Origin of the sequence: Jeotgalibacillus sp. ET6 (assembly GCF_029667115.1) — a bacterium.
Classification (GTDB): Bacteria; Bacillota; Bacilli; order Bacillales; family Jeotgalibacillaceae; genus Jeotgalibacillus.
Genome location: NZ_JARUIU010000165.1, coordinates 1 through 256, shown reverse-complemented (window position 1 = coordinate 256; position 256 = coordinate 1). Strand labels below are relative to the sequence as shown.

Genomic DNA, 256 nt, shown 5'->3' with positions numbered 1-256 from the left:
CTACAGTCCCTTCGATCCGTCATCTTCATCTTTCCATGATTTAATCGATCTGACAATAAGAACTGAAAATATTTTAAGCAGTTTTGCGTTTCTCTGCTTTCTCTTCTTTTATTTTATTTTGAATCTGCTTTGTTTCATAAACGACTACACCTGAGAGTCCAAGAAGACCAATTAAGTTAGGGAATGTCATCAAGCCATTCATCACATCAGAGAATAGCCAAACTACATCTACGGAAGCAACTGAACCGATCATGAC

1 protein-coding gene is annotated in these 256 nt (G+C 37.1%); it reads right to left on the bottom strand.

Annotated features, from left to right (window positions below; translation table 11 throughout):
* Positions 1–73: 73 nt before the first annotated feature.
* A partial coding sequence (locus P6709_RS20095) for an alanine:cation symporter family protein (RefSeq protein ID WP_278242662.1) occupies positions 74–256 on the bottom strand: 183 nt, incomplete at its 5' end.